The 23,010-nt window shown below is 71.5% G+C and carries 23 protein-coding genes; 17 read left to right on the forward strand and 6 right to left on the reverse strand.

The window, feature by feature from the left end:
* Nucleotides 1–24: 24 nt before the first annotated feature.
* Together I2501_RS11050 and I2501_RS11055 are read right to left on the reverse strand one after the other, a co-directional pair.
* Nucleotides 25–741 carry a gamma-glutamyl-gamma-aminobutyrate hydrolase family protein gene (locus I2501_RS11050; protein WP_196193746.1) on the reverse strand — a complete coding sequence of 239 codons (717 nt, stop codon included), beginning with the start codon at nt 739–741 and terminating at the stop codon, nt 25–27.
* A gap of 111 nt (nt 742–852) precedes the next feature.
* Complete coding sequence (locus I2501_RS11055; protein WP_196193747.1) at nt 853–1,638, reverse strand: FadR/GntR family transcriptional regulator; 786 nt, start codon at nt 1,636–1,638, stop codon at nt 853–855.
* Between the two features lie 90 nt (nt 1,639–1,728).
* Here I2501_RS11055 and I2501_RS11060 point away from each other — a divergent pair, with 90 nt between their 5' ends.
* The 3 genes from I2501_RS11060 to I2501_RS11070 are packed head-to-tail and all read left to right on the forward strand — an operon-like array spanning nt 1,729 to nt 5,333.
* A complete protein-coding gene (locus I2501_RS11060) occupies nt 1,729–3,099 on the forward strand; it encodes a glutamine synthetase family protein (protein ID WP_215909513.1) in 1,371 nt (456 codons plus the stop codon).
* An 8-nt stretch (nt 3,100–3,107) separates the two neighbouring features.
* Nucleotides 3,108–4,511: an aldehyde dehydrogenase family protein gene (locus tag I2501_RS11065; RefSeq protein ID WP_328806320.1), complete on the forward strand. Its 1,404-nt coding sequence runs from the start codon at nt 3,108–3,110 to the stop codon at nt 4,509–4,511.
* Between the two features lie 15 nt (nt 4,512–4,526).
* Nucleotides 4,527–5,333 carry a 3-oxoacyl-ACP reductase gene (locus I2501_RS11070; protein ID WP_196193749.1) on the forward strand — a complete coding sequence of 269 codons (807 nt, stop codon included), beginning with the start codon at nt 4,527–4,529 and terminating at the stop codon, nt 5,331–5,333.
* Nucleotides 5,334–5,396: 63 nt separating this feature from the next.
* Here I2501_RS11070 and I2501_RS11075 read toward each other — a convergent pair whose 3' ends face one another.
* Nucleotides 5,397–5,948, reverse strand: coding sequence for a hypothetical protein (locus I2501_RS11075; RefSeq protein WP_196193750.1), 552 nt, complete (start codon nt 5,946–5,948; stop codon nt 5,397–5,399).
* A gap of 172 nt (nt 5,949–6,120) precedes the next feature.
* Between I2501_RS11075 and I2501_RS11080 the strand changes: the two genes are divergently transcribed.
* Nucleotides 6,121–7,122 carry a DUF2510 domain-containing protein gene (locus I2501_RS11080; RefSeq protein WP_196193751.1) on the forward strand — a complete coding sequence of 334 codons (1,002 nt, stop codon included), beginning with the start codon at nt 6,121–6,123 and terminating at the stop codon, nt 7,120–7,122.
* A 120-nt stretch (nt 7,123–7,242) separates the two neighbouring features.
* Here the strand turns inward: I2501_RS11080 and I2501_RS11085 are convergent, their stop codons facing one another.
* Nucleotides 7,243–8,457, reverse strand: coding sequence for an amino acid deaminase/aldolase (locus I2501_RS11085; RefSeq protein ID WP_196193752.1), 1,215 nt, complete (start codon nt 8,455–8,457; stop codon nt 7,243–7,245).
* A 121-nt stretch (nt 8,458–8,578) separates the two neighbouring features.
* A complete protein-coding gene (locus tag I2501_RS11090; protein ID WP_328806321.1) occupies nt 8,579–9,370 on the reverse strand; it encodes a serine hydrolase in 792 nt (263 codons plus the stop codon).
* A 239-nt stretch (nt 9,371–9,609) separates the two neighbouring features.
* On the opposite strand from I2501_RS11090, the gene I2501_RS11095 reads away from it, so the two are divergent.
* Nucleotides 9,610–10,347: an SseB family protein gene (locus I2501_RS11095; RefSeq protein ID WP_196193754.1), complete on the forward strand. Its 738-nt coding sequence runs from the start codon at nt 9,610–9,612 to the stop codon at nt 10,345–10,347.
* Nucleotides 10,348–10,518: 171 nt separating this feature from the next.
* Here I2501_RS11095 and I2501_RS11100 read toward each other — a convergent pair whose 3' ends face one another.
* Nucleotides 10,519–10,866 (reverse strand): DUF1844 domain-containing protein, encoded by a 348-nt coding sequence (locus I2501_RS11100; RefSeq protein ID WP_196193755.1) that lies wholly within the window; start codon nt 10,864–10,866, stop codon nt 10,519–10,521.
* A gap of 465 nt (nt 10,867–11,331) precedes the next feature.
* Between I2501_RS11100 and infC the strand changes: the two genes are divergently transcribed.
* From infC to I2501_RS11160, 12 genes are all read left to right on the forward strand, one after another.
* Nucleotides 11,332–12,063 carry a translation initiation factor IF-3 gene (gene infC, locus I2501_RS11105; RefSeq protein ID WP_196194122.1) on the forward strand — a complete coding sequence of 244 codons (732 nt, stop codon included), beginning with the start codon at nt 11,332–11,334 and terminating at the stop codon, nt 12,061–12,063.
* A gap of 131 nt (nt 12,064–12,194) precedes the next feature.
* The gene (gene rpmI, locus I2501_RS11110; RefSeq protein WP_042364316.1) at nt 12,195–12,389 is read left to right on the forward strand and encodes a 50S ribosomal protein L35; all 195 of its coding nucleotides are present in this window, start codon (nt 12,195–12,197) and stop codon (nt 12,387–12,389) included.
* Nucleotides 12,390–12,482: 93 nt separating this feature from the next.
* Nucleotides 12,483–12,878 carry a 50S ribosomal protein L20 gene (gene rplT, locus I2501_RS11115; protein WP_196193756.1) on the forward strand — a complete coding sequence of 132 codons (396 nt, stop codon included), beginning with the start codon at nt 12,483–12,485 and terminating at the stop codon, nt 12,876–12,878.
* Nucleotides 12,879–13,007: 129 nt separating this feature from the next.
* On the forward strand, nt 13,008–13,874 hold the full coding sequence (locus I2501_RS11120; RefSeq protein ID WP_196193757.1) for a TrmH family RNA methyltransferase: 867 nt from the start codon (nt 13,008–13,010) through the stop codon (nt 13,872–13,874).
* A 137-nt stretch (nt 13,875–14,011) separates the two neighbouring features.
* Nucleotides 14,012–15,190 carry a sensor histidine kinase gene (locus I2501_RS11125; RefSeq protein ID WP_196193758.1) on the forward strand — a complete coding sequence of 393 codons (1,179 nt, stop codon included), beginning with the start codon at nt 14,012–14,014 and terminating at the stop codon, nt 15,188–15,190.
* Between the two features lie 237 nt (nt 15,191–15,427).
* Entirely contained in the window at nt 15,428–16,537 is a 1,110-nt protein-coding gene (pheS, locus tag I2501_RS11130) for a phenylalanine--tRNA ligase subunit alpha (protein WP_196193759.1), read from the forward strand.
* Nucleotides 16,537–19,056 (forward strand): phenylalanine--tRNA ligase subunit beta, encoded by a 2,520-nt coding sequence (pheT, locus tag I2501_RS11135; protein WP_196193760.1) that lies wholly within the window; start codon nt 16,537–16,539, stop codon nt 19,054–19,056. Before pheS ends, pheT begins: the two co-directional genes overlap by 1 nt.
* A 242-nt stretch (nt 19,057–19,298) precedes the next feature.
* Nucleotides 19,299–19,814: a MarR family winged helix-turn-helix transcriptional regulator gene (locus I2501_RS11140; protein WP_196193761.1), complete on the forward strand. Its 516-nt coding sequence runs from the start codon at nt 19,299–19,301 to the stop codon at nt 19,812–19,814.
* The gene (locus I2501_RS11145) at nt 19,811–20,698 is read left to right on the forward strand and encodes a HipA family kinase (protein ID WP_196193762.1); all 888 of its coding nucleotides are present in this window, start codon (nt 19,811–19,813) and stop codon (nt 20,696–20,698) included. Before I2501_RS11140 ends, I2501_RS11145 begins: the two co-directional genes overlap by 4 nt.
* A gap of 119 nt (nt 20,699–20,817) precedes the next feature.
* The gene (locus I2501_RS11150; RefSeq protein WP_196193763.1) at nt 20,818–21,798 is read left to right on the forward strand and encodes a 2-dehydropantoate 2-reductase; all 981 of its coding nucleotides are present in this window, start codon (nt 20,818–20,820) and stop codon (nt 21,796–21,798) included.
* Nucleotides 21,799–21,895: 97 nt separating this feature from the next.
* Nucleotides 21,896–22,114 carry a hypothetical protein gene (locus I2501_RS11155; protein ID WP_196193764.1) on the forward strand — a complete coding sequence of 73 codons (219 nt, stop codon included), beginning with the start codon at nt 21,896–21,898 and terminating at the stop codon, nt 22,112–22,114.
* 19 nt (nt 22,115–22,133) lie between these two features.
* The gene (locus tag I2501_RS11160) at nt 22,134–22,946 is read left to right on the forward strand and encodes a class I SAM-dependent methyltransferase (protein ID WP_196193765.1); all 813 of its coding nucleotides are present in this window, start codon (nt 22,134–22,136) and stop codon (nt 22,944–22,946) included.
* Nucleotides 22,947–23,010: the final 64 nt, after the last annotated feature.

The raw sequence follows: 23,010 nt of genomic DNA on the forward strand, positions 1-23,010 counted from the left end.
CCACATCGGCGCGCCGACGGACCGTCAGCTCGCCGCGTGGACGAGGGCGGAGGTGAGGCGGGCGTCGTCGCCCTGCTCCGGATGCCACTGGACGGCGAGGAGGAAGGACGGGCCGTCGCCCTCCACCGCCTCGACCGTGCCGTCGTCGGCGTGGGCCGAGGGACGGAGGCCGCGCCCGAGGGCGGCGACGGCCTGGTGGTGGTAGGTGGGCACGGACAGCATGTCGGTGCCGAGGATGGCCGCGGTGCGGGTGCCGTCGACGGCGCTGACACTGTGCCGGGCGTAGTGGCCGGGAGTGGGGGAGTGCTCCAGGCTGCCGCCGATCAGGTCCGGCAGATGCTGCGTCAGATCCCCGCCGAGGGCGACGTTGAGCAACTGCATGCCGCGGCAGATGCCCAGCAGCGGCCGCTCGCGGTCGAGGGCCGCGTGGATCAGGGCGAGTTCCCAGGCGTCCCGGGCAAGGGAGTCGGGGGTGGGGGTCTGCGTGTGCGGGTCGGCGACGGCGCCGTAGCGGGCGGGGGCGACGTCGGGCCCACCGGCGATGATCAGGCCGTCCAGCCGGGCGACCGCCTCGGCTGCCGCGTCCGGGTGGTCGTCGGGCGGAAGCATGGCCACCAGGCCGCCGCCTGCCTGGATGAACTCGGCGTAGCGCCGGGGCAGCAGATCGGCGGGGGTGTCCCGCCAGACTCCCCAACTGGCGGAGTTCAGATAGGTGGAGATGCCGATCAGCGGGCGGGGCACGGAAACCTCCGGGTGGGGCGCAGGGACGGAAGCTGAACGGGACAGAGCTGAACGGGACAGAGCTGAACGAACGGAAGGTGGAAGGGCCGGACGAGCAGGCAGCGCAGCGGGTCAGGCCAGGAAGCCGCGCAGCAGCGCGGCCGTGCCGGCGAGGTGTTCGCGCATCGCGGCACGCGCACCGTCCTGGTCGCCCGCCAGGATCGCCTCGACCAGCTGCTCGTGCTGGCGTTGGGAGTGGTCCAGGTTGGGCGGCAGCAGCGGTATGCAGTCGAGCAGCTCGTTGACGGTGGCGCGCACTGTCGCGTAGTGCGCGGCCACCGAGGGCGAGCCGCTGAGCTCGGCGACGGCCAGGTGCAGCCGGGTGTCGATCCGCCGGTACTCGTCGAGTGAGGCCGCGCCGGTGGCGGTGAGCAGCTCGCGCAGCAGCTCGGCCTCGGCGCCGGTGGGGCGGCGTGCGGCGCACAGCTCGGCCGCGCCGACCTCCAGGACCTCGCGGAAGAGCAGGGTGTCCTCCAGCTGGTCGCCCAACTCCTCCGCACGGCGGCGCAGTTGCTCGCCGTCGCCCTCGGCGGCGGACGCGGCGACCGGCTGGCGGACGAACGCGCCCCCGTACCGGCCGCGGCGGACCTCGAGCACGCCCGCGTCCTGCAGCACCTTGAGCGCCTCGCGCAGCGTCACCCGGCTGATCTGGAGCCGTTCCGCGAGCTCACGCTCGGGCGGCAGCCGCTCACCGACCGGCACCAGGCCCAACCGGACCAGCTGCAACACCTTCTGGACCGTCTCCTCAAAGGTGTTGCCGGAGCGAACCGGACGCAGCACGGCCGCGTAGGCGTCGACGACGGATGCGCCGGCAGCGCTCCCGACGGCGGCGTCGGCGGACACGTCATTTTCGATCATGGCACCCCCTTCCCTTTCAATGGTACAAGGCCATACCTTTAAAGCGCCCGACCCGGTCCACATGTCCCCATGCACCCGGAGGCACCACCCATGACTTCTCAGGCGCCCCTGCAAGCGCCCCTGACGCTTGAGGCACTGCGCGGCCTCGTCGCGTCAGGCGAGATCCACACCGTAGCCCTGGCCTTCACCGACATGCAGGGCAGGCTTCAGGGCAAGCGCTTCGCGGCCGGCCACTTCCTGGACGAGGTGGTCGCCCACGGCAGCGAGGGCTGCGCCTACCTGCTCGCCGTGGACGTCGAGCTCAACACCGTGCCCGGGTACACCATGGCCTCCTGGGAGACCGGCTACGGCGACTTCGTCTTCCGTCCCGACCTGGACACGCTGCGCCGGGTGCCCTGGCAGCCGGGGACCGCGTTGGTCACCGCCGACCTGGCCTGGGAGGACGGCACGCCCGTCGCCGCCTCACCCCGGCAGATCCTCAAGCGGCAGCTGGACCGCCTCGCCGAGCGCGGCCTGACCGCCTGGGCGGGCACCGAGCTCGAGTTCATCGTCTTCCGCGACACCTACGAGCAGGCCTGGGAGCGCGGCTACCGCACGCTGACCCCGGCCAACCAGTACAACGCCGACTACTCCCTCCTCGCCACCGCCCGGATCGAGCCGCTGCTGGCCCGGATCCGCAACGAGATGGGCGCCGCGGGGCTCGTCGTCGAATCCGCCAAGGGCGAGTGCAACCTTGGGCAGCACGAGATCGCCTTCCGGTACGACCGCGCGCTGACCACCTGTGACCAGCACAGCGTCTACAAGACCGGCGCCAAGGAGATCGCCTCCCAGGAGGGCATGGCGCTCACCTTCATGGCCAAGTACGACGAGCGCGAGGGCAACAGCTGCCACATCCACCTCTCGCTGCGCGACGCCGACGGCAGCCCCGCCTTCGCCGACGACAACGGGCACATGTCCTCGCTGATGCGGCACTTCCTCGCCGGTCAGCTGGCGGCCATGCGCGAGCTGACCCTCCTCTACGCACCCAACATCAACTCGTACAAGCGGTACCGGCCGGGCTCCTTCGCGCCGACCGCCGTGGCGTGGGGCCCCGACAACCGCACCTGTTCGCTCCGCGTCGTCGGTCACGGGCCCTCGCTGCGCTTCGAGAACCGCGCGCCCGGCGGCGACGTCAACCCCTATCTCGCCATCGCGGGCATGATCGCAGCCGGACTGCACGGCATCGAACAGCGCCTGGAACTGCCCGAACCCTGCACCGGCAACGCCTACTCCGCCGACTACGCCCACCTGCCGACGACCCTGCGCGAGGCCGCCGAGCTCTGGGCCGGAAGCGAACTCGCCAAGGCCGCCTTCGGCCCTGACGTCGTCCAGCACTACCTGACCATGGCCCAGGTCGAGCAGGACGCCTTCGACACCGCCGTCACCGACTGGGAGCGTTACCGCTCCTTCGAGCGCATGTGAGCCGCCCCGTGACCACGTCTCCCCGTGACTTCGAAACTACTTCTCTCCCCGAATCCCTGACGGTATTGAACCCCGCGACCGAAGAGGTTGTCGCGGAGATCCCGACCGTTTCACCCGAACAGGTGGCCGTCGCCGTCGAACGCGCGGCGAAGGCCCAGCAGGCGTGGGCCGCGCTCGCCCCCGGCGACCGCGCGCGCCTGCTGCGCCGCTTCGCCGACGGCGTCGACGCGCGGATCGACGAGCTGGCCGACCTGGAGGTCACCGAGGCCGGGCACACCCTCGGCAACGCCCGCTGGGAGGCGGGCAACGCCCGTGACCTGTTGGAATACGCGGCAGGCGGCGTGGAGCGGCTGATAGGGCGTCAGATCCCGGTCGCCGGCGGCCTCGACGTCACCTTCCACGAGCCGCTGGGCGTCGTCGGCGTGATCGCGCCGTGGAACTTCCCGATGCCCATCGCCGCCTGGGGCTTCGCGCCCGCGCTGGCGGCCGGGAACGCGGTGCTGCTCAAGCCCGCCGAGACCACCCCGCTCACCGCGCTGCTGCTGCAGGACATCGCGCTGGCGGCCGGTCTGCCCGAAGGGCTGTTCCAGGTGCTGCCCGGCCACGGGCGGATCACGGGGCAGGCGATCGTCGACCACCCGGGCGTGCGGAAGATCGTCTTCACCGGCTCCACGCCGGTCGGCAAGGAGATCATGTCCCGCTGCGCCTCGGGCCTGAAGCGGGTCACCCTCGAACTCGGCGGCAAGAGCCCCAACATCGTCTTCGCCGACGCCGACCTGCAGCGCGCCGCCGCCTCCGCGCCCATGGCGTTCCTCGACAACAGCGGCCAGGACTGCTGCGCCCGCACCCGGATCCTGGTCCAGCGCGAGGTCTACGACGACTTCCTCGCGCTGGTCGCGCCCGCGATCGAGGCGGTCCGCGTCGGCGACCCGCGCGACGCGGCGACCGAGATGGGCCCGCTGATCTCCGCCGTCCAGCGCGACCGGGTCCGCTCCTACCTCACCGACGACGTCCCGGTGCTGGCCCGTGGCAAGGCCCCGGAGGGCCCCGGCTTCTGGCAGGCGCCGATGCTGCTCGCGCCCGAGGACGCGGGCTGCCGCGCCGCCACCGAGGAGATCTTCGGCCCCGTCGCCGTCGTGCTCCCCTTCGACGACGAGGCCGACGCGCTGCGGCTGGCCAACGCCACCCGCTACGGCCTCTCCGGCTCGCTCTGGACCCGCGACATCGGCCGCGCGGTGCGGATGGCGCGCGGCGTCAACGCGGGCAATCTGTCCGTCAACTCGCACAGCTCGGTCCGCTACTGGACGCCTTTCGGCGGCTTCGGCGAGTCCGGTCTCGGCCGCGAGCTCGGCCCGGACGCGCTGGCGCACTTCACCGAGACCAAGAACGTCTTCATCAGCACCGAGGATTAAGAGGACAGGAGAGAAGTGACCACCACTCAGCACGAGGAGCAGCAGGCCGCCCCGGTCTGCCGTCGTCTGGTCGGCCGGACCGCCGTCGTCACCGGCGCGGGCTCCGGGATCGGCCTGGCCACCGCCCGCCGACTGGCGTCCGAGGGCGCGAACGTCGTCTGCGCGGACATCGACGAGACGGCCGGAAAGGCCGCCGCCGAGGAGGTCGGCGGACTCTTCGTCAAGGTCGACGTCACCGACGCCGAGCAGGTCGAGGCGCTGTTCAAGGCCGCCTTCGACACCTACGGCAGCGTCGACGTCGCCTTCAACAACGCGGGCATCTCGCCGCCCGACGACGACTCCATCCTCACCACCGGCATCGACGCCTGGCGCCGGGTCCAGGAGGTCAACCTGACCTCCGTCTACCTGTGCTGCAAGGCGGCCCTGCCGTACATGCAGCGGCAGGGCAAGGGCTCGATCATCAACACGGCCAGCTTCGTGGCCAAGATGGGCGCGGCGACCTCGCAGATCTCCTACACCGCCTCCAAGGGCGGGGTGTTGGCGATGTCCCGCGAGTTGGGCGTCCAGTTCGCCCGCGAGGGGATCCGCGTCAACGCGCTCTGCCCGGGGCCGGTGAACACGCCGCTGCTGCAGGAGCTGTTCGCCAGTGACCCGGAGCGCGCCGCGCGCCGCCTGGTCCACATCCCGGTCGGACGGTTCGCGCACGCCGAGGAGATCGCCGCCGCGGTCGCCTTCCTCGCCAGCGACGACTCCACCTTCATCACCGCCAGTGAGTTCCTGGTCGACGGCGGGATCTCCGGCGCGTACGTCACTCCGCTCTAGCCACGCGGGAGCGCTGCGGAGTCACGCTCAGCCGGCACGGCCGGCACGGCCGGCACAGTCGGCTCAGCCGCGCTCGGTCAGCACCTCGAAGGGTTCGAGGGTGAGCTCGACCACCGGCTCGTCCCGCTGCGCGGGGATCGTCGGCGCGGGAGCCGTCTGTGCGGGGACCGTCGCGAGGACGCTCGCACCACGGTCCCCGCGACGGCTCTCGCGCAGCAGCCACCAGCCCGCGAGCAGGCCCGGCAGCATCTCCTTGGCCCGGTCGCTGACGCCGAGCAGCGCGTCGAGCGCCGACGCGTCGGCGAAGCCGAACTCGTGCCACTCCACCGCCGCGCAGACCAGCGCGAAGGCCAAGGCCAGCACGGGCAGTGAGCCGTACGGGAGCCGGGCCCGTGGCACCCGTGCCACCAGCGGACGCAGCGCCAGCACCACGAGGACGGCGACCACCTCGACGACGACCAGCTCCTCCTGTGCCCGCGCCATGGGCGTCCCGAACCCGCCGTCCTGTGAGGCGAACTCGAAGATCGGAAGTCCCGCGCCGAGGAACACGCCGACGCTCACGCCCAGCAGGACGCGACCCCAGCGCCCGATCCGATCCGATCCGGTTCCGTTCACGGTGCTGCCCCTCCCACGACGCGAATCCCATGACTCGAACGTTCGCGCCACAATGTGCGGGCGATGTCCGCGCACGTCAAGACCCGTCCCACGGTTCCGGCCCGGGAGAGCCCGGGCGGCCGGACAGGCGGAGCTGATCGGATGCTTATCGGCGGCACGGTACGTTGCCCACGTGAGTGATACGACGCCCCCACCAGCCGGCTGGTACCCGGACCCCAAGCCGGCCGATCCCGACCACATCGGCGAACGATGGTGGAACGGTTCCGAATGGACCGTCAGTACCCGCAGCGACGAGACCACGGTGTTCATCTCGGGTGAGCCCCCGGCCGCGCCCACGCGCGGACGTCGGCGCCCGTTGGTGATCGTCGGCGTCGCGGCAGCGCTGGTCGGCGCGGGCCTCGGCACGCTCAGCACGTACCTGGTGATGCACAACGACGGCACGTCGACCACCGCGTCGAGCAGCCCGTTCGCCCAGGGCGGCAACGGTGGCGGCGGTGGTAACGGTGGCGGAAACGGCGGGCTCGGTGGCCAGAACCCGTTCGGCAACGGCGGTGGCTCCGGTGGCGCTTCGGGCAGCACGGGCGGTTCGGGCGGTACCGGCGGCTCCGGCGGGGGCAGCGGTTCGAACACGGCGGTCGACGTCGTCGACGGCATCAGCTTCCCGGTTCCGAGCGGCTGGACCGGTGGTACGACGCAGGACGGCCACGCCTCGGCGTACTTCGGCAGCTACACCTGTTCGGGGTCGAGCAACTCCTGCTCCCTCGCGGGCGTCGACAGTGTGACCCTGACCACTCCCGTCAGCAGCGGCGTGCAGGCCGCTGCCCAGACGGACATCGCCGCCGCGGCCAAGGAGTCCTACGGCGCCATCACCGGCCACCAGGTCCTGGAGCAGAAGGCCGTCACCGTCGCGGGCCGCTCCGGCTACCTGGTCCGCTGGCAGGTGGACGCCAAGGTCGGCAACAACGGGACGGTGGAGACCGTCGTCTTCCCGGACACGGCGGGGGACAAGCTCGTCGCTGTGCGGATGGGCTTCGACATCGCGAGCAAGGCCCCCAACGTCTCCCAGATGGACCAGATCGTCTCCGGCATCGCCGACTTCTCCGGCGGCTCGCTCACCGGCGGCGGCAGCGCGGGCTCGTCCGGGTCGTCGAGCGGCGCGCCGGGCAGCAGCTGACCCAGCGCGTACTGCGCGTTTGGTCTCGTACTGCTCATACGAAACGGTGGCCACGATCGAATCATCGATCGTGGCCACCGTCCGTTGATCAAGTGAATCAAGTGATCAGTTGACCGGTCGTCAGAGGAAAGTCTTTCCCTCGCCTCGGTAGGTCGGTACGGATTCGATCACTCGATCACCCTCGACCAGGTGCAGCGTGGCGAAGCGCTCGCACAGTTCGCCCGCCTTGGCGTGCCGGAACCAGACCCGGTCGCCGATCCGCAGGTCGTCGGCGGGGGAGCCGAGCAGCGGCGTCTGCACCTCGCCCGCGCCCTCCTGCGGGTCGTAGCGCAGGCCCTCCGGAAGATAGGGGACCGGCGAACGGTCCGCGCCCGCCGCGCCGGAGGCGGGGTAGCCGCCGCCGAGGACCGTCACCACGCCCACGCCGGGACGGCGCACGACGGGCTGGGCGAAGAGCGCGGCCGGTCGGCCGCTGAAGGCGCGGTAGTTGTCGAAGAGGCGCGGGACGTACAGCCCGGAGCCGGCAGCCACCTCGGTCACGCAGCTCTCGGCGACCGTGCTCTCCACACTGCCGGTGCCGCCGCCGTTGACGAACTCCAGGTCGGCGACCTCGCGGACGGCCCGGACCACGGCGTCGCGTCGCACCGCCAGCTCCTGCCGCGCGGTCCGCTGCATCAGCTGGACCGCCCGGGACCGGAACGGCCGCCCGGGGATGCTGTCGCCCACCCCGGCCACATGGCCCTCGTAGGCCATCAGCCCGACCACCCGGAATCCCGGCCGACGGCCGATCAGGTCCGCCAGCCCGCGCAGCGCTTCAGGTGTACGCAGCGGCGAGCGGCGCGCGCCGACCCGGATGCGCCCGCCCAGCAGGTGCAGCGCGGTGTCCAGCTCCAGACAGACCCGGATCTCCTCCGCACCGCCTTCGCGCGCCGCGTCGATCAGGTCCAGCTGGGCCGGGTCGTCGACCAGGACGCTGATCGCCCCGGCCAGCTTCGGGTCGGCCGCGAGCTCGCCGAACCGGGCGCGGTCGGCCGAGGGGTAGGCGAGCAGGATGTCGTCGAAGCCCTCGCGGGCCAGCCAGATCGACTCCTCCAGGGTGAAGCTCATGATCCCCTGGAAGCCGTCCTTGGCCAGCACCCGTTCCAGCAGGGTCCGGCAGCGCACCGACTTGCTCGCCACCCGGATCGGCTTGCCGCTCGCGCGGCGCACCAGGTCGGCGGCGTTGGCGTCGAACGCCTCCAGGTCGACGATCGCCAACGGGGCGTCGAGATGCGCGGTGGCACGGTCGTAACGTGCGCGGTCGGCAGCGAGGGAACCAGCGGAACGGGGCACCATGGGCGAAGCCTGCCACACGGAATTACCTGCGGGTAGGGGTCGGCGCGACTCGTCCGGACCGCGCCGATCCCGACGCGGGCCGATCCCCACGCGGGCCGATCCTCACCCGGGCCAGGCCGCGTCAGTCGAAGGCGGATCCGACGGCCGAGGCGACGCGCTGGACCAGGCTGACGCCGCCGTCCATGCTCGGGTTGTCGTCGGAGAGCGCGGCGATCAGCAGCGTGTGGCCGTCCCGCCGCACCTCGCCGATGCTGTTGATCACCCACAGACCGGTGGCGGAGCGCGGCAGCCACCCGTTCTTCAGCGCGTACGAGCCGCCGTCCGCCGCCGCGCTGACGCCCCAGGTCTGGTCCGGCTCGACGGAGGACATCAGCGAGTCCAGATACTCCCTGGAGTCGCTGTCCAGGTGCGAGTGCGAGGTGAACACCTGTCGCAGCAACGTCAGTTGGTCGCGTGCGGTGGTCGTGGTGAGACCCCAGTAGCCGCCGGTCCCCGCGCTGGTGTCGGTGAGGCCGAAGCGCTGGTTGGCCGCGTCCACGCCGGACGCGCCGCCCACCGCGTCGAAGAGGCTTGTCGCCGCGTCGTTGTCGCTGTTCTCGATCATCTGCTGGGCGAGCGCGCGCTCGTCAGAGTCGAGCGAGGTGCCGTTGTCCTGGTGCTGGAGCAACAGGGTGGCCAGGATGTCGACCTTGACGATGCTCGCGGTGACGAACGCGTGCCCGGTGTCGCCGCGATCGAGCGCGAGGCCGGTGCTCAGGTCGACAGCCGCGACGGCCGCATGGCCGTCCGCGCTCGCGAGCGCGGCGTCGACGCCGTCGGCGCGGAGGGTCGGAGTCGGCGTGGGAGTCGGAGTCGGTGAAGGTGTAGGAGTGGGACGGGGTGTCGGGGTCGCGGAGGGGGAGTGACGAGGCACAGGTAACGATCTCACCCTCCTCGCCCGGATCCGGGACGGAGCGGCCGAGGGCCTCGCCTCCGGTCGCCGTGCGGCCGATGCGTGCAGCAGAACCGCACACAGAACGACGGCTGTGAGCACCGTCCCCACCCCGAGGAGCACACGCCATGCACCAAGACGGACCATCCTGTCGACGGTAGAGAACGAGCCTGGCCGGGGCCTGGGATTCCGCTGGCGGCGGACTGGACTACGCTCGCGGGGTGGAGCGCAAGAACATCCCTGACCCGGGGTTCTCGGGTGACGACGGTTCAGCAGACCCCGAGTTGGCGGCGGCGTTCGCCGCGTACGCGGCCGATCCCGGCCCCGAGACGGAGACGCGGGTCCTCGCCCTGCTCGCCAAGGCCCGGCTGATGGTGCCGATCGTGGCGATCCTCGGCGAGGTCGAGACGGACGAGCACGGTCACCGCCACGAGAAGACCAGCGACATGGCCGTCCCCACCCTCCAGGCCCCCGACGGCCGCAAGGGCCTGCCGGCCTTCACCTCCCTCGACGCCCTGGCCCGCTGGCGCGCCGACGCCCGCCCGGCGCCGGTGCCGGCTCCGCAGGCGGTGCAGGCGGCGTGGAGTGAGCAGGCGGACGCCCTGCTGATCGACCTGGCCGGTCCGGTCCCCTACGAGCTGTCCGGAGCGGCGCTCCGGGCTGTCGCCGAGGGCCGCGCGCATCGTCGTCCGCTGGACGATCCGGAGATCGCGGACGAACTCCGCGCGCTCCTGGCGAAGCATCCCGCCGTTCTGCGCGCGCACCTGCTCGCAAGCGAGCAGACGGACGCCCAACTCGTCCTCATCGCCGAGCCGGGCGCTCCGGCGGAGGCGTTCCAGGCGGTGGCCACGGACCTGGCGGACAGTCAGCTTCTGCGCATCCGCCTGGACCGTGGACTCGACCTCGCGGTCCTCGCCCCCAGCCCCTCGGAGCCGAAGGCTCCGCTGTATCAGCGGTGAGTCAGTTGCACCACTTGGGGGCGCGAGGAACTGCGCGAGAAACCACTGACATGCGGATGGCCCTGAACGATCGGGGCTCCACCTCGCAGGGTGGCTTGTCGCGCAGTTCCCCGCGCCCCTGAGTAGTGCAACGTGCCCTTGGTGCAGAAGTCCCGCTGCCCAAAGTTCAGGTCAGCTGTACACCGGCCCGGTGAACTTCTCGCCCGGGCCCGTGCCCGGGGCGTCCGGGACGAGGGAGGCTTCGCGGAAGGCCAGCTGGAGGGACTTCAGGCCGTCCCGCAGCGGCGCCGCGTGAAAGTTGCTGATCTCGGGCGCCCCCGCCGTCACCAGCCCGGCCAGGGCGGTGATCAGCTTGCGGGCCTCGTCGAGGTCCTTGTGGCCCTCGCCGCCTTCCGCGAGGCCGAGGTTGACCGCCGCCGCGCTCATGAGGTGGACCGCGACGGTCGTGATGACCTCCACGGCAGGGACGTCCGCGATGTCACGGGTCAGGTCGTCGAATTCGGGAGTCTCGCCGCTCATGGCTCAGGTCTCACTTCGTCTACGCTGGTCGGTGTCTCAGGTGCTTCAGGTGTCGCACCCGCAGTCTGCCGGAATCACCCGCATGAGCGGGAATTCTGCGGTATCGACGGACGCTGCTATGCTTGCAGACTGAGACCGGCCAGGTACCGCTATGCCATTACGGCTCCAGCAGTCCCGGCCCGCAAGTGGAGGCTCCAGGCTCCCACCCGCACCGACCTCCGGGTCGTCGGGTCAACGGTCCGACGAGGCGTTCCGCGCCGCCATGCCGTCAGTGGCGTGTTACCCGCGGTGCGTGATCGTCGTTGTGCCTCGGAGCCCCGCCTGCGCGTCATGCGGGGCTTTTTTCGTGCCCGCGGTGCATGTGAGTGCAGACACCGCGGATGCGAATGAAGCTCTGCGTGGCGGTACCAAGCCAGCTGTCGTGACTGCCGCCCGGCAGTCGCGAGACGCAACCGAGGAGGATCCATCAGCACCGAGCCCCGCATCAACGACCGGATTCGCGTCCCAGAGGTGCGACTCGTCGGTCCCAGCGGCGAGCAGGTAGGCATTGTTCCGCTTGCCAAGGCCCTCGAGCTCGCGCAGGAATACGACCTCGATCTGGTCGAGGTCGCCGCGACCGCGCGTCCGCCCGTGTGCAAGCTCATGGACTACGGCAAGTTCAAGTACGAGTCCGCCATGAAGGCTCGTGAGGCGCGCAAGAACCAGGCGCACACGGTCATCAAGGAAATGAAGCTCCGGCCGAAGATCGATCCGCACGACTATGACACCAAGAAGGGTCACGTCGTTCGGTTCCTCAAGCAGGGCGACAAGGTCAAGATCACGATCATGTTCCGTGGCCGTGAGCAGTCCCGCCCCGAGCTGGGCTTCCGACTGCTGCAGCGTCTGGCGGAGGACGTCCAGGACCTCGGGTTCGTCGAGTCGAACCCGAAGCAGGACGGCCGCAACATGATCATGGTCCTCGGTCCGCACAAGAAGAAGACCGAGGCCATGGCCGAGGCCCGTGAGGCTCAGGCCGCCCGCAAGGCGGCGCTGGGCGGGCGGGTTGGTCGCACTGCGACCGACGAGGCCACCGAGGTCGACGACGAGGCCGGCGAGGTCACCGAGGTCGACGAGGTCGTCGAGGCGGAGGAGCAGCCCCAGGCTGACGCCGCCGAGGAGACCTCGACCGAGGGTGGTTCGGAGGCCGCGGCCGGCTGACGCCGGTGCGCCCCGACCGCATCGGCCCCCGGGCACCCGCCCGAGGGCCCCAGTAATCACGAAGCGCTCCCGCTCGTCCCGCCGTGAGGCGGTCGCGGGCGGGAGCGGACCGACGAGGAGAGTACGGCGACATGCCGAAGAACAAGACGCACTCCGGTGCCAGCAAGCGCTTCAAGCTCACCGGCTCCGGCAAGGTGCTGCGCCAGCGCGCCGGTCGCCGCCACCTGCTCGAGCACAAGTCGTCGACGCTGACCCGCCGTCTGGCCGGCACCGTCGAGGCTGCCCCCGCCGACGCGAAGAAGATCAAGAAGCTTCTCGGCAAGTGATCGCTGCCCGACCAGGGCACGCCGATCCTTTTCGACCACATCAGTAACCGGACCGTGTGACAACGACCACGGTCCCTTTGAAGGAGTAAAAACGTGGCACGCGTCAAGCGGGCAGTCAACGCCCACAAGAAGCGCCGGGTCGTCCTCGAGCTGGCCAGCGGTTACCGTGGCCAGCGCTCGCGCCTGTACCGCAAGGCGAAGGAGCAGGTCACCCACTCGTTCGTCTACAACTACAACGACCGGAAGAAGCGCAAGGGCGACTTCCGTCAGCTGTGGATCCAGCGCATCAACGCCGCTGCCCGCGCGAACGGCATGACCTACAACCGCCTGATCCAGGGCCTGAAGGCTGCCAACATCGAGATCGACCGCAAGATGCTGGCCGAGCTCGCCGTCAACGACTCCGCCGCGTTCGAGGCGCTCGTCGAGGCCGCTCGCAAGGCCCTGCCGGCCGACGTCAACGCGCCGAAGGTCGCCGCTGACGCCGCCTGAGTGACAGGCATCGCACGTCTGTAGTGCTGTGGGCCCGCAGGGGGTAACCCCCTGCGGGCCCGTTCTGTGGCTGCGGCGGTGGCGTCCTTCGCCCCCCGCACGGCCGTCTTCTGTGGAGTGATCACCGCGATGTCCCTGCCGTTCTCGCAGTCCCAGCCCGAGCTCACCTCGCTGCGCTCGCCCCGAGTCAACGCCGCAAGGCGGCTCTCCCGGCGCGCCCAGCGCGGCAAGGAGCGGCGCTTCATCGCCGAGGGGCCGCAGGCCGTGCGCGAGGCGGTCGACTTCGGGACGCTGCCCGACGGCAGCCACTCGGTCGTCGAGATCTACACCACCTTCGAGGCCGCCGAGCGTCACGCGGACCTGATCGCCCGGGCCCGGGCCGAGCGGGTCCCCGTGCTGACCGCGACGGACGAGGTCATCGCGGCCGTCTGCCAGACGGTCACCCCGCAGGGGATCGTGGCGGTTTGTCGCTTTGTCGACGCCACGTTCGCCTCGGTGCTGGCCGCCAAGCCGCGCCTGGTCGCGCTGCTGGCCAACGTCCGCGACCCCGGCAACGCCGGCACCGTCCTGCGCACCGCCGACGCCGCCGGCGCGGACGCGGTCGTGCTGACCGACGCCTCCGTCGACCTGTACAACCCCAAAGCCGTGCGCGCCTCCGTCGGCAGCCTCTACCACCTGCCGGTGGCCGTCGGCGTCCCGGTGGAGGAGGCCGTGGCCGGACTGCGCGAGGCCGGGATCCGGGTGCTCGCCGCGGACGGCGCGGGCGACCGCGACCTCGACGCCGAACTGGACGAGGGCACCCTCGGCGCGCCCACCGCCTGGCTCTTCGGCAACGAGGCCTGGGGCCTGCCGGAGGAGACCCGGGCGCTGGCCGACGCGGTCGTCCGGGTCCCGATCCACGGGCACGCCGAGAGCCTCAACCTCGCCACGGCCGCCGCCGTCTGCCTCTACGCCTCGGCGCGCGCCCAGCGTGCACCCGGAGGGTGTCGTTCCTGACTGCCGTGGGTAGGGCGGAAGTCGCTAGGCTCTGAGCCGAGGGCGACCGTGCTGTCGAAAACACGGTCGCGGGGCCGCGCATGCACGCGCCCCGGGTGCAGGGCCTGGATCACGGGGCCTGGAGGGGAGGCGCGGCCATGGGGAGTCCGATACCGGGACAGCGCGGTGTCCGCGTTCCCACAGCCCGCACCGCTCCCGGGGTTGACGCAGCCGTCGTCGTTCCCGCGGTTGATGCCCCCTGCGAGTCGACCCTCGACCCCGAGGACCTGCCCGACGGGCTGTTGGTCGCCGACGAGCACGGCGTCGTCGTGGTCTTCAACCGCGCCGCCGCCCGGATCACCGGCCTGCCGCGCGACGCCGTCCTCGGCCGTCCGCTGGCCGAGGCGCTCCCGCTTGAAGACCTCGAAGGCCGCCGCTGGTGGCAGGTGACCGACCCGTACGGCGGCCTCGCCATCCGCACCCGCCAGCCCGAACGCAATCTGCTGCTGCCCGGCCCCGGCGGACGCGAGATCCTGGTCTCCGCCCGCTACCTCCGCGCCGACGGCCGCACCGGCCCGGTGCGACGGGTGGTGGTCGCGCTGCGCGGCACGGAGGCGCGACGGCGCACGGAGCGCAGCCACGCGGAGCTGATCGCCACCGTCGCCCACGAGTTGCGCTCGCCGCTGACCAGCGTCAAGGGCTTCACAGCGACCCTGCTGCAGAAGTGGGAGCGGTTCACCGAGCCGCAGAAGAAGCTGATGCTGGAGACGGTCGACGCCGACGCCAACCGGGTCACCCGGCTGATCGCCGAACTGCTCGACATCTCCCGGATCGACTCGGGTCGGCTGGAGGTGCGCCGCCAGCCGGTCCGACTGGACGTCGCGGTGCGGCGACATGTCGACGGACTGGTCGCGGCGGGCGTGCCGGAGGAACGTTTCGCGGTGCGTTTCGCGGAGCCGCTGCCGCAGTTGTGGGCCGACTCCGACAAGCTGGACCAGGTGCTGGGCAACCTGCTGGAAAATGCGGTGCGACACGGTGAGGGCACTGTCACCATCGAGGTGGAACCGGCGAAGTCCGAGGAGGCCTCGGGCCGTGTGCGCGAAGGGACGGCGGTGACGGTGAGCGACCAGGGGCCCGGCATCCCCGAGGAGTCGATCCCGCGCGTCTTCACCCGCTTCTGGCGCGGCAGCAAGCGCGGCGGCACGGGGCTGGGGCTCTACATCGTCAAGGGCATCGTCGAAGCGCACGGCGGAACGATCCGCGTCGACCGTGGGCCCGAGGGTGGGGCGAGTTTCCGATTTATTTTGCCTGCGGGCATTCCAGAGGTTCTTGCCTGAAGGCACTTTGGGTTCGTTGCACTATCCAGGGGCGCGGGGCTCTGCTGATATGCGGTTCCTCCCCCTGCCTTCGGCGGGGGGACCCCCAGCGCGGGCGCGACAAGCCACCCTCCCAGGATCAGTGGTTTCTCGCGCAGTTCCTCGCGCCCCTGAGGTCCGAGGCGGCGAACCGTCTGCCCACCCCAACCCATTAGACTCAACTTTTGGCCGCGCTTTGCCGCAAACGGGAAGAGAGAGATGTCCGCACCCAACAAGTCGTACGACCCGGTGGAGGTCGAGGCCTTGAAGCCGGAGGAGATCGAGCGCCTGCGCGACGAGGCGATCGCCGCCTTCGCCGCTGCGACCGATCTCGACGCCCTGCACGAGGCGAAGGTCGCCCACACCGGTGACCGTTCCCCGCTCGCGCTCGCCAACCGCGAGATCGGCGCACTGCCGCCGGCGGCCAAGGCGGACGCGGGCAAGCGCGTCGGCGCCGCCCGTGGCGCGGTCAACAAGGCCCTCGCTGAGCGCCGCACGGCGCTGGAGGCCGAGCGCGACGCGCGCGTGCTGGTCGAGGAGGCCGTCGACGTCACGCTGCCCTACGACCGCGCCCCGCGCGGCGGCCGGCACCCGCTGACGACCTTCGCCGAGCGGCTGATGGACGTCTTCACGGCCATGGGCTACTCCGTCGCCGAGGGCCCCGAGGTCGAGGCCGAGTGGCTCAACTTCGACGCTCTCAACATGGGCCCGGACCACCCGGCGCGCTCCACCCAGGACACCTTCTTCCTCAAGGACGCCGACTCCGTCGTCCTGCGGACGCACACCTCCGGCGTGCAGATCCGCTCGCTGCTGGCCGCCGCCGAGCCGCCGGTCTACGTGATCTGCCCGGGTCGCGTCTTCCGCAGCGACGAGCTGGACGCCACGCACACGCCCGTCTTCAGCCAGATCGAGCTGCTGGCCGTGGACGAGGGCCTGACCATGGCGGACCTCAAGGGCACCCTGGACCACATGGTCCAGGCGCTGTTCGGCGAGGGCATCACCACCCGCCTGCGCCCGAACTACTTCCCCTTCACCGAGCCGTCCGCCGAGATGGACATGGTCTGCTTCGTCTGCCGTGGCGAGTCCGTCGGCAACCCGGACCGTCCCTGCCGGACCTGCTCCTCCGAGGGCTGGATCGAGCTCGGCGGCTGCGGCATGGTCAACCCGCGGGTGCTGGTCGCCTGTGGCGTCGACCCCAACAAGTACAGCGGCTTCGCGTTCGGCTTCGGCATCGAGCGCATGCTCATGTTCCGGCACAACGTCGAGGACATGCGAGACATCGTCGAGGGTGACGTGCGGTTCACCCTCCCGTTCGGGATGGAGATCTGATGCGCGTCCCGCTTTCCTGGCTGCGGGAGTACGTCGACCTCCCCGCCGGTGAGACCGGCCGAGACATCCAGACCAAGCTGATCCGGTCCGGCCTGGAGGTCGAGACCGTCGAGCAGCTCGGCGGCGACCTCAAGGGCCCGCTGGTGGTCGGCAAGGTCCTGGCCATCGAGGAGCTGGAAGGCTTCAAGAAGCCGATCCGCTACTGCCAGGTGGACGTCGGCAACGCCAACGGCACTGGTGAGCCGCAGAACATCGTCTGCGGCGCGCGGAACTTCGCCGTCGGCGACAAGGTCGTCGTGGTGCTTCCCGGCGCGGTGCTGCCCGGTCCGTTCCCGATCGCGGCGCGGCAGACCTACGGCAAGACCTCCGAGGGCATGATCTGCTCCGCCCGCGAGCTGGGCATGGGCGACGACCACGACGGCATCATCGTGCTGCCGCCGGAGTACGAGCCCGGCACCGACGCGATCGAGCTGCTGGAGCTGGTCGACGAGGTGCTGGACATCGCCGTCACCGCCGACCGCGGCTACTGCCTCTCGGTCCGCGGCGTGGCGCGCGAGACCGCGATCGCCTACGACCTGCCGCTGCGCGACCCGGCCCTGATCGACGTGCCGCCGGCCAACTCCTACGGCCCGCTGGTCAAGGTCGAGGACCAGGCGGCCTGCGACCGCTTCGTCGCGCGCAGCGTCATCGGCCTGGACCCGGCGGCCAAGTCGCCGATCTGGATGCAGCGCCGGGTGCAGAAGGCGGGCATGCGCCCGATCTCGCTGGCCGTCGACATCACCAACTACGTGATGCTCGAAATGGGTCAGCCGCTGCACGCCTACGACAAGCACCGCGTCGAGGGCGGCATCACGGTCCGCCGCGCCGTGGCGGGGGAGAACCTGCGCACGCTGGACGGCGTGGAGCGCACCCTCGACCCCGAGGACCTGCTGATCACGGACAACAGCGGCCCGATCGGCATCGCCGGCGTCATGGGCGGCGCGGGCACCGAGATCGCCGACCCGGTCGTGGACCCGGAGACCGGCCAGGTCACCGGCACCACCGAGGTCGTCATCGAGGCCGCGCACTTCGCGCCGGTCTCCATCGCCCGCAGCGCCCGGCGCCACAAGCTGCCCTCCGAGGCGGCCAAGCGTTTTGAGCGCGGCGTCGACCCGGAGGCCGCCAAGGCCGCCGCGCAGCGTGCCGTGGACCTGCTGGTCCTGGTCGCGGGCGGCACCGCCGAGGCGGGCGTCACCGACGTCGTCGCCCCGCACCCGGTCCACGCGATCACCATCGCCGCCGACCACCCGGACCGCGTCGCGGGCCAGGAGTACGGGCGCGAGACCGTCGTCCGCCGCCTCCAGGAGGTCGGCTGCACGGTCGTCGGCTCGGACGTGCTGACGGTCACCCCGCCGAGCTGGCGTCCGGACCTCACCGACCCGAACGACCTGGCGGAGGAGGTCATCCGCCTGGAGGGCTACGAGAACCTGCCCTCCACGCTGCCGAACGTCCCCGCGGGCACCGGCCTGACGGAGATTCAGCGGCTGCGCCGCCGGATCGGCCTGGCGCTGGCCGCTGCCGGGTACGTCGAGGTGCAGAACTACCCGTTCATCGGCGAGGCGGTCCTCGACCACCTCGGCATCGAGGCGGGCGACCCGCGCCGCGAGACGGTGAAGATCGCCAACCCGATCTCGCACGAGGAGCCCTCGCTCCGCACGACGATCCTGCCGGGCCTGCTGGGTGCGCTGCACCGCAACATCGGCCGTGGCACGACGGACGTCGCGCTCTTCGAGCTGGGCCGGGTCTTCCGCGTCGACGGCACCGCCGACACGCTCTACAGCGCGCCGCGCCTGCCGGTCGACCGTCGTCCCACCCAGGACGAGATCGCGCAGCTGGACGCGGCCCTGCCGCGTCAGCCGTACCGGGTCGGCGTGGTGCTCGCGGGCAGCCGCGACCCGCAGGGCTGGTGGGGCAAGGCCCAGGCCTGGACCTGGGCCGACGCCGTCGAGGCCGCGCGCACGGTCGCGGACGCGGCGGGCGTGAAGCTGACGGTCCGTCAGGACCAGCACAGCCCCTGGCACCCGGGCCGCTGCGCCGCGCTGTACGCGGGCGAGCGCCTGGTCGGCCACGCGGGTGAGCTGCACCCGCGCGTCATCAAGGCGCTGAACCTGCCGGAGCGCACCTGCGCGATGGAGCTGGACCTCGACGTCCTCGTCGAGGACGGCGCGGTCAAGCCGGAGGGTCCGAAGATCTCCACCTTCCCGGTGGCGACCCAGGACGTGGCCCTGATCGTCGACGACGCGGTCCCGGCGGGTGACGTCGAGGCGGCGCTGCGGGACGGTGCGGGTTCGCTGCTGGAGTCGCTGCGGCTGTTCGACGTCTACCGGGGCGAGAGCGTGGGCGCGGGGCGCAAGTCCCTTGCGTACGCGCTGCGATTCCGCGCTTCGGACCGCACGCTGACCGCGGACGAGGCGTCCGCGGCCCGCGAGGCGGCGGTCGCCGAGGCGAGCGCGCGCGTCGGAGCGACGCTCCGCGGCTGACGCTTTGCCGTGAGGCCCGCCCTTTTCCCGCTCCGCGGGGGAGGGGCGGGCCTTTCGTTGCACTTTGCCTGCCCGGGGCGCGGGGAACTGCGCGACAAGCCACCCGCACAGGTAGCAGGCCGAACGTGCAGGGCCATCTGCACTGGGTGGTTGCTCGCGCAGTTCCCCGCGCCCCTGAATAGTGCAACGTCCCCAGTAGTTAAATGATCCTTGAGTGCTCAAGTATCTGCTAGCGTGGGCGCATGCCCGTCCGCCCGGCGACTGACTCGCTCGACACCGCGCTCCGCCTCACCCGCGCGCACAACGCCATGGCCAAGCAGCTCGACGCGGCCCTTGCCAACCGGCACGGTGTCAGCTACGCCGACTTCCAGATCCTGCTGCACCTCGGTGCCGCGCCGAACGCGCGCCTGCGCCGTGTGGACCTCGCCGAGGCGTTGGGGCTGACGGCGTCAGGGGTGACGAGGGGCCTCGGGCCCCTGGAGCGGATCGGGTTGGTGGACCGGGAGAAGGACCCGCGCGACGCCCGGGTCGCGTACGCCGCGCTGACCGAGACCGGGCGCGCGCTGCTTGTCGAGATGACCGTGAGCGCGGAGGAGGTCGCCGCCGACTGGTTCACGCCGAACTGTTCCACCGCCGAGGTGGCCACGCTGTCCGCGCTGCTCGGCGCGCTCGGCGGGGGTGGGCGGCCGCAGCCCGGGAGGGCGGCGGGTGGTTCACTGGACGAGCAGGGCGACGACGAAGGGCGGAAGCGACGGTGACCGGACACGGTGGGCTCGCCGAGGTCACGGCGCTCGGCTATGTCGCCCCGCTGCGTGCGGGCGGTTCGCTGCCCGCGATCGTCGAGACGGACGACTGCGGCACCTATGTGGTGAAGTTCCACGCCGCCGCGCAGGGGCGGAAGGCGCTGGTCGCCGAGGTGATCGTGGGGGAGCTGGGCCGCAGGCTCGGCCTGCGGGTGCCGGAGCTGGTGCTGGTGCGGTTCGATCCGGCCGTCTCCGCCGCCGAGCCGGACCAGGAGGTGCAGGACCTGCACCGGGCCAGCGAGGGGCTCAACCTCGGGCTCGACTACCTGCCCGGCGCGCGGGACTTCCGGCCCGGCCGGGACGGGACCGACGCCGGGGTCGACGTCTCCGCCGAGGAGGCCGGTCGTGTGGTCTGGTTCGACGCCCTGGTGGGCAATGTCGACCGGACCGTCCGCAACCCCAACCTGATGGTCTGGCACCGCCGGCTCTGGCTGATCGACCACGGCGCCGGGCTGATCTTCCACCACCGCTGGGAGACCGCCGAGGACGGCGTGGCGAAGGCCTACGACATGTCCGCGCACGCGCTCGGCGGCTACGCCCCCGACGTCCTGGCCGCCGACGCCGCGCTCGCGCCGCTGGTCACGGAGGCGCTGCTGCGCGAGGTGCTGGCCGAGGTCCCGGACGCGTGGATGGAGCCCGAACTCGACCCCGAGCTCGGCCTGGCGACGCCGGACGCGCTGCGCGACGCCTACGTCGCCCACCTCGCCGGGCGCGTGGCGCGCTCGGACGAGTGGATCCCGCGCTGCTTCGCGACTCCGCAGGAACTCGCGGACCGCGAGGAGGCCAAGCGCCGCGAGACACTGGCCGGACGGCCCGCCTGGCTCCAGCACGTGCGCTGAGGCCGCGCCGCAGCCTGGCCCGCTCCCTCGGACGAGCCATCTGATCGCTCGATCGGATCGATCCGATCGATGTGTGCTTTGCCAGGCACTACGCGCGCGGTATTGGGTAGGTTCAGCCCATGCGGATCACGGTGGTCGGGGCAGGTGCGATAGGCGGGTTCGTCGGCGCGCGGGTCGCCGCCTCGGGCGTGCCGGTCAACGCCGTCGCGCGGGGTGGGACGCTCGCCGCGCTGCGGCAGCATGGCTGGCGGGTCGAGCACCGGGACGGCCTGCTGACCGCTCCCGTGCACGCCGTCGATCCCGGCGAGGCCGCCGCGCTGGGGACGCAGGACGTGGTGCTGGTCGCGGTGAAGGCGCAGTCGCTTCCGGCGGTTCTTCCGGCGATCACTCCCTTGCTCGGCCGCGAGACGGTCGTCGTCCCGGCGCTGAACGGGGTGCCGTGGTGGTTCTTCGACGGCTTCGGCGGCCCGTGCGAGGGGCGGCAGTTGGAGAGCGTCGATCCGGGCGGCGCGGTCGCCGCGGCGATCCCGACGCGTCATGTCGTCGGCAGCGTCGTGCACATGAGCTGCGCGACGCCCGAACCGGGCCTGGTTCGCCATGTCGCCGGGACCGGGCTGATCCTGGGCGAGCCGGACCACCGCGACTCCGAGCGGCTGCGGCAGCTGGTCGACCTGTTCCGCGCGGCCGGGCTGGACGCCACCGCGTCGTCGTCGATCCACACCGACGTCTGGTACAAGCTCTGGGGCAACATGACCACCAACCCGGTCTCCGCCCTCACCCGCGCCACCGCCGACCGGATCCTCGACGACGAACTCGTGCTCGCCTTCTGCCATGCGGCGATGCGCGAGGCCGCCGAGATCGGCGCGAGGATCGGCTGCCCGATCGCTGAGACGCCCGCCGACCGGACCGTGGTCACCCGCAAGCTTGGCGCCTTCCGCACCTCGATGCTGCAGGACATGGAGGCCGGTCGCCCGCTCGAACTCGACGCGCTGGTGGGCGCGGTACGGGAGATCGGGCTGGTCGTGGGCGTGCCGACGCCCTCCGTCGACGCCGTCCTCGGGCTGACCCGGCTGGCCGCGTCCTGTCGGCCTCTGGCCTAGCGGGCGCTCAGGCACCACTCTTGACCAAGGATCACTTCCCGTATGCGTATGCGTACGGGAGTGCGAACGTTCGGCTCACGTGAGGGGTGCTCGGTACATGAAGGCGATACGACTGATCATCGCCGCCGCTGCTGCGGCGTTCGCAGGGTTGCTGATCGCGGACAACAGAGGTGACAGTCCCAAGTACCACGTCACCGTGCTCAACCACGGCATTGGCACGGTCAGCACGCTGGACGCGTTCATCGCCGGACTCGTGCTGGCACTGCTCTTCGGGCTGGCGATGGGCCTCGGATTCGGTGGCCGTTCTCGACGTTGAGGTGGAGGGGGGACACGCGTTGCTCGGCTGGCATCAGTATCTGACGACAGGTCAAGAAGCAGAACTGGAGCGGATCCGGCTGGAGTCGACCGTCTGGGAGCCCGCCGGAAGGCGGCTGCTGGAGCTGATCGGGGACGGGCGCGGCAGGCGCGCGCTCGACGTCGGCTGCGGCAGCCTCGGCTGGCTGCGGCTGCTCAGCGACTGGACCGGTGAGTCCGGCGCGGTGCTCGGGGCGGACGCCGACCGGAGGCGGCTGGAGCATGCGGCCGGCCTGGTCGAGGAGGAGAGCCTGGTCAACGTCCGCCTGATTGTGGACGATCCGTTCGCCTCGGAGCTGGAGCCGCGCGGCTTCGACCTCGTCCACGCGCGGTTGGCGCTCGCCTCGCTCGGCCGCGCGGAGGAACAACTGGCCGGCCTCCTGGGGCTGGTGGCGCCGGGCGGCGTGTTGGTGCTGGAGGAGCCCGACACCTGCTCCTGGCGCTTCAACGCCCCGACTCCGGCCCCGGCAGCGGAGCGGTTGATCGGCCTGGTCCGTGAAGCCGCGGCGGCGACGGGCGGCGATCTGGACGCGGGACGTCAACTCCCCGCCCTGTTCCGGAGGCTGGGCCTCACCCCGCATCTGCGCACCGAGGTCCTGGCCCTCGAACCGGGTCACCCGTACCTGAGGTCGCCGCTCCAGCTCGCGGAGACGCTCCGTCCCCGGCTGCTCGCCTCCGTCGACGAGGAGGCGCTCGACGCGCTGATCGCCGCTGCGACGGGGGAGTTGGCCGATCCGGAGCGATGGGGCACGTCGTTCACCATGGTCCAGTGCTGGGCCCGCGTCTGCCGTTGACGGCCGCCGGTTGACGCCCGGGTCGGCCCACGGCGGGCGACGCGCGTGGGGCCCGGGGGCTCGT

The organism is Streptacidiphilus fuscans, from assembly GCF_015690355.1.
Lineage (GTDB): Bacteria > Actinomycetota > Actinomycetes > Streptomycetales > Streptomycetaceae > Streptacidiphilus > Streptacidiphilus fuscans.